This is a genomic window from Saccharomonospora iraqiensis subsp. iraqiensis (assembly GCF_000430445.1).
GTDB classification, from domain to species: domain Bacteria; phylum Actinomycetota; class Actinomycetes; order Mycobacteriales; family Pseudonocardiaceae; genus Saccharomonospora; species Saccharomonospora iraqiensis.
This window is the reverse complement of the sequence record NZ_KE387084.1, coordinates 205,284-213,151: the sequence shown is the minus strand read 5'-3', so window position 1 is coordinate 213,151 and position 7,868 is coordinate 205,284. Positions and strand designations below refer to the sequence as shown.

Here is a 7,868-nt window from a genome sequence, read left to right as displayed (position 1 = left end):
CGGTCAGGCCCCGCCCAGCCGGGCGGTGATGCCCGCGGCAGCCTCCCGCACCACCTCGCCGTACAGCTCGAGCTGGTCGCGGGAGACGCGGAACCGCGGCGCCGACAGCAGCACCGCGGCCACCTGCTCACCCCGGTGGTCGGCCACCGGGGCGGCGAGACCGGCCTCCTCCAGCGACGTCTCGCCGTAGTTCACCGCGTAGCCGAGTTTGCGCACCTCGCCCAGCCGGTCGACGTAGGCGGCGACGGTGTGCTCGTCCACGCCGGGCATGTGCAGCACCCCGCGTTCCAGCAGGCCGCGCACCCGGTTCTCCTCCAGCGCGGCGCAGAACACCTGCACCGACGAGCTCGCCGCCGTGTTGTACCGGGTGCCCAACGGGGTGGTGTGTTTGACCTGGTGCGGGCTGGCCACCTGCTCCACACAGATCGACTCGGTGTCGTTCCACACCATCAACGCCGCCGTCTCCCCCGTACGGCGGGTCAGGTCGGCCAGCACCGGGTAGGCCGCCCGCCGCACGTCCAGATCGGCCAGCAACGGCCCCGCCAGCGCCAGCACCCCCAGCCCCAGCCGGAACCGCCGCGACGGCTCGTCCCGCTCGACCAGGTTCTCCCGCTCCAGGGTCGCCAGGATGCGCGACACCGTGCTCTTGTGCAGCCCCACCCGGGCGGCGATCTCGGTCACCCCGAGTTCGGGTTCCTCGCTGCTGAAGGCCCCCAGTACGGCGATGCCGTTGGACAGCACCGACATCGCCCGGCCCTCGCCACCGGGCCGCTCGCCCGCGTCCGCGACGTCGTTCACCATGCCGACATCCTCTCGTGTCACCCGGAGGCGCCTCCGCCGCACCCGCCCAGGGGGCGAGGCGGGCGCGGCGGAGGCGGGTCCGTGTCAGCCGCGGACGATGTTGTGCTCCGGGCCGAACGGGAACTTCGTGATGTTCTCCGCGCCGTTCTCGGTGACCACCAGGATGTCGTGCTCCCGGTAGCCGCCCGCGCCGGGCTCACCCTCCGGAACCATGATCATCGGCTCCATGGAGACCACCATGCCCGGTTCGAGCACCGTCTCGATGTCCTCCCGCAGTTCCAGCCCGGCCTCCCGGCCGTAGTAGTGGCTGAGCACGCCGAACGAGTGGCCGTAGCCGAAGGTGCGGTTGGCGAGCAGACCGTGCTCGATGTAGATCTCGTTCAGCGTGTGCGCGATCTCGCCGCAGCTGATGCCGGGCCGGATCAGGTCCAGACCGCGCTTGTGCACGTCCACGTTGATGTTCCACAGCTCCAACGACCGCGCGTCCGGCTCACCGAGGAACATGGTCCGCTCCAGCGCGGTGTAGTAGCCCGACGTCATCGGGAAGCAGTTCAGGCTGAGGATGTCCCCCTGCCGCAGCTTCCGCGTGGTCGGCCAGTTGTGCGCACCGTCGGTGTTCACCCCGGACTGGAACCACACCCACGTGTCCCGGATCTCGCTGGCGGGGAAGGTGCGGGCGATCTCGTGCACCATCGCCTCGGTCCCGGCCAGCGCCACCTCGTACTCGGTCACGCCCTCGGCGATGGCGGCCTTCACGGCCTCCCCACCGAGGTCACCGATCCGGGCGCCGTGCTTGATGACCTCGATCTCCTCCGGCGACTTGATCATGCGCTGCCGCATCGCCGCCTGCGAGATGTCCACCAGGGTGGCGTCGTCGAAGGTGTCCTGGAACTTCTGCCGCAGCTGCACCGGCAGCGTGTCGTCCTCGACACCGACCCGCCGGACCCGCACACCCCGCGACCGCAACGTCTCCTTGATCACGTGGAAGAAGTTGTCCCGCTGCCAGTCGGTGTAGACGACGTTGTCGCCGTAGGTGCGCCGCCACGGCATGCCGCCGTCGATGTTGGCCGACACCGTGAACGCGTCGTCGGCGGTGACCACGTAGGCGTAGTTCCGGCCGAAGGCGGTGTAGAGGAAGTCCGAGTAGTACTTGACGTTGTGGTACGACGTCAGCAGCGCCACGTCCACCCCGTCGTCGGCCATGATCTTCCGCAGCGTCGACAGCCGACGCTCCATCTCCGCGTCGGAGAAGGTGCGCTGTTCCTTCTCCCCGTTGTGGATGATCTTCAGCCGTTCGAGCGTCTCGCTCATCGTTCCTCCTGCGTGTCGTGTCCGCCGTGTCGTGCGGACGGAACTCGTCGGCCGGCACCACCCGTGCCGCGGTCCGGCCCCGTCGGATCGGGCGTCGGGCGCCCGGCCGGTCAGTCGCCGATGTCCTCGGCCCACACCCGCGGGGACCGGCGCTGGAACTCGGCCATCAGGTCGCGGCAGCGCGGGTCGTCGGCCACCAGCACCTCCGTGCCGTGCGCGCGCAGCAGGTCGAGGTGGCCGCCGAACGTGGTGGCCTCACCGATGACGACCCGCGGGATGCGGAACTGGACGATCGCGCCCGCGCACATCGCGCACGGCGCCAACGTGGTGTACAGGGTCGTGGACCGGTACCCGGTGCGGCGGCCGGCGTGGCGCAGGCAGGTGATCTCGCCGTGCGCGGTGGGATCACCCTCCTGCACCCGCAGGTTGCGGCCGGTGGCCACCACCCGCCCGTCCTCGGCCAGGCTCGCGCCGATCGGGACACCGCCCTCGGCGAACCCCTCCCGCGCCTGCCGGTAGGCCGCTTCCAGGCCCGCCGCGTCCGCCTCGTCGAGAGTCGAAACCGGACCCATCACGCCTCCCCGGAGTCCTCGAGGTGCGCGAACGCGTCCCGCACCCGCTCGGTCGACATCCGCTGGTGCCGGTACGGCGGCAGCCCCAGCGACCGGGTGTGCCGGGCGATCTCGTCCAGGGTGGTGACCCACATGCCCTCGAGGTCCTTCACCCGCTCGATCAGCTCCTCCAGCGCGTGGGCGCGGCCGGGCCGCCCGCTGAGGAACGGGTGGTTGGTCAGCACGAAGCACCCACCCTCGCGGTGCATCGCCTCGGCCTCCAACTGCCACAGCTCCCGCGCCTTCGCGGGCGACTCGATCACACCGCTGCCGGTCCAGCCCGGGTAGAACGCGTACTGCTCCCAGTCGTCCAGGGCCCAGTCCACCGGAATCTCCACCAGCGACTCCCCGGTGTCCGGCCCGGTCACCGGGCCGAGCGCGTACGGACGGTCGCCGTCCAGCAGGCTCGTCTCGTAGACGAATCCGCGTTCCAGCAGCAGTTCCGGGGTGTGCCAGTTCAGCTCCCACCACGGCGCGCGGTAACCGGACGGCCGCACCCCGGCCACCGACTCGAGCGCCGCCAGGCCCCGGTCGAGCACCCGGGCCTCCTGGTCGCGGGTCAGCGACCCCATCGGCTCGTGCGTGTAGCCGTGGTGGGCGATCTCGTGGCCCGCGTCCCGGATCCGGCGCACCATGTCCGGATACATCTCCGCGGTCAGCCCCGGCACGAAGAACGTCGCCCGAATCTCCTGGCGGTGCAGGATCTCCAGCAGCCGGGGCACCGCGACCAGCGGCCCGTACGACTGGTGCGACATCAACGACATGCGGTCGTGGGTGGATCGGTCCGCCGCCAGGGCGCAGGACTCGGCGTCCACGTCGAAGGTGAACGACGCCGCCGCCCGCACCCCCTCCGGCCAGGTGTGCCCGTGTGCCACCGGGTCGTCTCCTCTCGTCGTCATCGCGTGGGCTCCGCGCTTCCCGCCTCCGCGACGCTTCCCGTGTCCGCGGTGCCCGTCGCCCCGGACGGGTTCCCCGTGTCCGGGCCGCGACCCCGGGACAGCAGCAGGTGGAACAGCGGGGCGGCCACGGCCGCGACGACGATGCCCTGCACCGCGGGGATGCCGACGTCGAACGCCGACCCCAGCCCGGCGGCCACCGTGCCGGTCAGGTACGCGGCCAGGCAGCTCCACCGCAGCATCGGCACGCCGGTCACGCCGCCCTTCTCGGTCAGGTACTGCCGCGGCAACCGGCCGCGCCACACCAGGAAGAACTGGCCCATGATCGCGCCACCGATCGGCGGCACGAGCGTGCCGAGCAGTGTCAGGAACACCGTCAGCGACTCGTAGATGCCGGTGAGCGCGAGCACCACGCCCAGCGCCGCACCGCCCGCGACGAACGGACGCTTGTCGTTGACCGAGAACAGCTCCGCGCCGGCCACGCCGAAGGCGTAGGCGGTGTTCTCGTTGGTCGTCCACAGCGCCAGCAGCAGCAGCCCGGCGCCCGCGGCCACCAGCCCCATCTCGTAGAGCGCGAGCACGAAGTCCGGCTCGCCGTAGGCGGCCGACCCCAGGCCGCCGAAGAAGTACATCGCCGACTGGGCACCGATCACCGCGACGAAGATCGCGATGAGGGCGCCCCGGTCGCTGCGGGCGAACCGGGACCAGTTCCCCACCTGGGTCGACCCGCTGACGAATGTGCCGATCAGCACGGTGAGCGCGGCGCCGACACTCATCTCGGTGATCGGCTCGGTCGCCATCAGCTCACCCCAGCCGCCGACGTCGCTGATCGCGCGCTGCGCGATCCACACGCACAGCACCAGCAGCAGCGGGATGGCCACCCACCCCAACATCTCCAGCCCCTTGGCGCCCATGTAGGCGGCGGTGGCCGTGACCACGCCGAACACCAGCACCAGCGGCCAGGTCGTGTCGAACGACAGCGCACGCCCGATCAGATCGCCCAGCACGGCCAGGGTGACCGCGAACCAGCCGACCTGGGTTCCCCCCAGCAGCAGGGCGGCCCACTTGCCGCCGGCCCGCCCGAGCGTGGCCTTGGTGATCAGGACGGTGCTCAGCCCGGTGCGGGAACTGATCACCCCCATCAGCGCCGCGTACAGCGCGAGCACCGTCGCGGCCACCAGCGCGATCAGCAGGTAGTCGCTGAACCGGAACCCCACCGACGTCTGCCCCCCGGCCAGCATCGTGGGTGTGAAGAAGAAGAAGCTCGCGAGCAGGACGAACAGGCCCGCGGGCGAGCGGCGCGCCGCCCTCGGAACGGCCTCGAGCGGATAATCGGGGTCGTGTCCGGCGTCACCACGCCGGGTACGGCCAGAAACCATGCGTCTCCCTGTCCACGGACACCACGACCTGCGCCGTCATGTCCGGACATAGTCGGAATCGTGTGAACCCGTCTCATTGCGTTGCTTCACGCGCAAATTGGTTGTGGCAATCTAGGCAGGGGCCCGCGAACCTGTCAACCCGCCCGGACAATTCCACGGTCGACGACGACTCCGGCAAAAGCGTTCTGACCACGCAATTTACGACGCGATCGACCGGGATGAAGGATTACTCACGAAGGTCACACACCGACCGACGCGACCCGACACGCACACAGGTTGCAGCATCAGCACACCTGTTGCGGCAACCGGGTGTGTCGGTTCCACCACCGTCCGCGCCGGACACACCGAGGGCACCGGCACACGAAAAAACGGCAGGCGCCCCGGTCCACGGGGCACCTGCCGTGTCGGGGGTCGTGCTCCCGACCCCGGATCGCGACGGACTCCTACTGCTGCGGGGACGCACCCCCGGACGGCGGAGCCTGCCCACCCTGCGACGACTCCGGCTGCTCCCCCGGCGCGGCCGGCGACCGATCCGCACCACCCAGGGTCGACAACGCCGACGGCGGCGTCGGCGCGCTGCCACCGCTGCTCATCGGGTCCGGCACCTCCTGCCGCGCCACGGCCTCCGCCGCACGCACCGCCTCGGCCACCTTCGGGTCGGTGGCCGTGTCGAACCAGCTCGCCACCTCGTCGTCCTCCAGCGACGGCATCGCCGGGGCCTGCTGCTCCGACGGCTCGTAGCGGAACACCCCGTCCTCACCCGGCGCGCCGAACTGCTTGGCGAAGCCCTCCAACGCCTTGCCGTAGTCGCTGGGCACCAGCCACACCTTGTTCGCGTCCCCCTGCGCCATCTGCGGCAGCGTCTGCAGATACTGGTACGCCAGCACCTCCGGCGTGGGCCTGCTCGCCTTGATCGCGGCGAACACCTTCTCCACCGCCTTCGCCTGCCCCTGCGCCTGCAGGTACTTCGCCGCCCGCTCACCCTGCGCCCGCAGGATGTGCGACTGCCGATCGGCCTCCGCCTCCAGGATCGCCGCCTGCTTCGACCCCTCCGCGGCCAGGATCTGGCTCTGCTTCTGCCCCTCGGCCGTCTTGATCGCCGACTCGCGCTCACCCTCCGCGGTGAGAATCATCGCGCGCTTCTCCCGGTCCGCGCGCATCTGCTTCTCCATCGAGTCCTGGATCGACGGCGGCGGGTCGATCGCCTTCAACTCGACCCGCGCCACCCGGATGCCCCACCGCCCGGTGGCCTCGTCCAGCACGCCCCGCAACTGGCTGTTGATCTGATCGCGGGAGGTCAACGCGTCCTCCAACGACATCGCCCCGATCAGATTCCGCAACGTCGTGGTGGTCATCTGCTCGACACCCACGATGTAGTTCGACACCTCGTACACCGCCGCCCGCGCGTCGGTGACCTGGAAATACACCACCGTGTCGATCGACACCGTCAGGTTGTCGTGCGTGATCACCGGCTGCGGCGGGAACGACACCACCTGCTCCCGCAGATCCACCTTCGCCCGCACCTTGTCCAGGAACGGCACCAGGAAGTTCAGCCCCGGAGACGCCACCGTGCGGAACCGGCCGAGCCGCTCCACCACCGCCGACTGGGCCTGCGGCACCACCATCAACGCCTTCGCGACCACGATGACCACGAACAGCGCCAGCACGGCCACGACGATGTAACCCGCTGTCGACATCACCTGCTCCTTATTGTCGTTCGGAAAGGGTCAGCTCACGCGGTCCGCACCGGCCCCGACGGTCCCCTCACAGCGCCGACACGACCGCGGTCGCCCCCGAGATCTCCACGACCGTCACCGTGGTCCCCGGCTCGATCACCTCACCCTCGGCGACACTGCGCGCCGACCAGGTGTCCCCGGAGATCTTCACCTGCCCCCCGGAGTGGTCCACCCGGGTCACCGCGACCGCACCCGTACCGATCAACGCCTCGGTGTTCGTCCGCAGACCGGACCCGGCGAGGAACCGTCGTTTCAGCGCGGGCCGGGCGAGCACCAGCAGACCCACCGACGCCACCGCGAACACGAGCACGTCGATGATCGGGTTCCCGCTGACCGTCGCCGACGCCGCACCGGCGAGCGCCCCGGCGCCGAGCATCACCAGCACGAACTCGCCCGAGAGCACCTCGGCCATGATCAGGCCGAGTCCGACGAGGAGCCAGATGAGGGCCGCTGTCATGTGCTCATACTCCCAGACCCATCATCGTGACAACGGGCACCGGACACCCTGTGATCAAGGTGTGACCTCCGGTGGGTGGGCGGGCGCGACACGACTCACCCACCGTCCGACGTCACGAAGTCGATCAGCCGCTCCATCGCCCCCAGCAACGGCGGCTCCACGTCCCGGAAGTCCCGCACCCCGGACAGCACCCGGCGCCACCCGGAACCCGGATCCCCCCACCCCAGCTCCGCGCACACACCCTGCTTCCACTCCACACCCCGCGGCACCTCCGGCCACGCCCCGATCCCCACACTCGCCGGCTTGACCGCCTGCCAGATGTCCACGTACGGATGCCCCGCGACCAGCACGAACCCGTCGTCGACCCCGTCGATCCCGTCGACCAGCCGCGACTCCTTGCTCCCCGCGACGAGATGATCCACCAGCACCCCGAGCCTGCGCCCCGGGCCCGGACCGAACCCGGCCACCCGCCCGGCGAGACCGTCCACCCCGTCCAACCGCTCCACCACGACCCCCTCCACCCGCAGGTCGTGCCCCCAGACCCGCTCCACCAGCTCGGCGTCGTGCGCCCCTTCGACCCAGATCCGCGAATCCCGCGCCGTGCGCGCCCGCAGACCGTCCACCCGCACCGACCCGGACGCCGACCGGGCCGACACCGGACCGGCGGCAGGCCGCGG

8 protein-coding genes are annotated in these 7,868 nt (G+C 70.7%); all 8 read right to left on the bottom strand.

The window, feature by feature from the left end:
* Window positions 1–3: 3 nt before the first annotated feature.
* On the bottom strand, window positions 4–801 hold the full coding sequence (locus ACTIR_RS0110820) for an IclR family transcriptional regulator (protein ID WP_026454297.1): 798 nt from the start codon (window positions 799–801) through the stop codon (window positions 4–6).
* A gap of 84 nt (window positions 802–885) precedes the next feature.
* Complete coding sequence (locus ACTIR_RS0110815; RefSeq protein WP_026454296.1) at window positions 886–2,112, bottom strand: aminopeptidase P family protein; 1,227 nt, start codon at window positions 2,110–2,112, stop codon at window positions 886–888.
* A 110-nt stretch (window positions 2,113–2,222) separates the two neighbouring features.
* Window positions 2,223–2,684 carry a nucleoside deaminase gene (locus ACTIR_RS0110810; protein ID WP_026454295.1) on the bottom strand — a complete coding sequence of 154 codons (462 nt, stop codon included), beginning with the start codon at window positions 2,682–2,684 and terminating at the stop codon, window positions 2,223–2,225.
* Entirely contained in the window at window positions 2,684–3,622 is a 939-nt protein-coding gene (locus ACTIR_RS22755) for a polysaccharide deacetylase family protein (RefSeq protein ID WP_052583825.1), read from the bottom strand. The genes ACTIR_RS0110810 and ACTIR_RS22755 overlap by 1 nt, the downstream gene beginning before the upstream one ends.
* Window positions 3,619–4,998, bottom strand: coding sequence for a cytosine permease (locus ACTIR_RS0110800; protein ID WP_026454294.1), 1,380 nt, complete (start codon window positions 4,996–4,998; stop codon window positions 3,619–3,621). The genes ACTIR_RS22755 and ACTIR_RS0110800 overlap by 4 nt, the downstream gene beginning before the upstream one ends.
* A gap of 443 nt (window positions 4,999–5,441) precedes the next feature.
* Window positions 5,442–6,695, bottom strand: a complete 1,254-nt coding sequence (locus ACTIR_RS22750; RefSeq protein ID WP_052583824.1) for an SPFH domain-containing protein — start codon at window positions 6,693–6,695, stop codon at window positions 5,442–5,444.
* 67 nt (window positions 6,696–6,762) lie between these two features.
* On the bottom strand, window positions 6,763–7,191 hold the full coding sequence (locus ACTIR_RS0110790) for an NfeD family protein (RefSeq protein WP_026454293.1): 429 nt from the start codon (window positions 7,189–7,191) through the stop codon (window positions 6,763–6,765).
* Window positions 7,192–7,286: 95 nt separating this feature from the next.
* A partial coding sequence (locus ACTIR_RS0110785; protein WP_026454292.1) for a DUF3097 family protein occupies window positions 7,287–7,868 on the bottom strand: 582 nt, incomplete at its 5' end.

Coding starts and splice junctions, on each gene's coding strand:
- ACTIR_RS22750 (WP_052583824.1), bottom strand. CDS start 6,695: ATGTCGACAGCGGGTTACATCGTCGTGGCCGTGCTGGCGCTGTTCGTG.
- ACTIR_RS0110820 (WP_026454297.1), bottom strand. CDS start 801: ATGGTGAACGACGTCGCGGACGCGGGCGAGCGGCCCGGTGGCGAGGGC.
- ACTIR_RS22755 (WP_052583825.1), bottom strand. CDS start 3,622: ATGACGACGAGAGGAGACGACCCGGTGGCACACGGGCACACCTGGCCG.
- ACTIR_RS0110815 (WP_026454296.1), bottom strand. CDS start 2,112: ATGAGCGAGACGCTCGAACGGCTGAAGATCATCCACAACGGGGAGAAG.
- ACTIR_RS0110810 (WP_026454295.1), bottom strand. CDS start 2,684: ATGGGTCCGGTTTCGACTCTCGACGAGGCGGACGCGGCGGGCCTGGAA.
- ACTIR_RS0110800 (WP_026454294.1), bottom strand. CDS start 4,998: ATGGTTTCTGGCCGTACCCGGCGTGGTGACGCCGGACACGACCCCGAT.
- ACTIR_RS0110790 (WP_026454293.1), bottom strand. CDS start 7,191: ATGACAGCGGCCCTCATCTGGCTCCTCGTCGGACTCGGCCTGATCATG.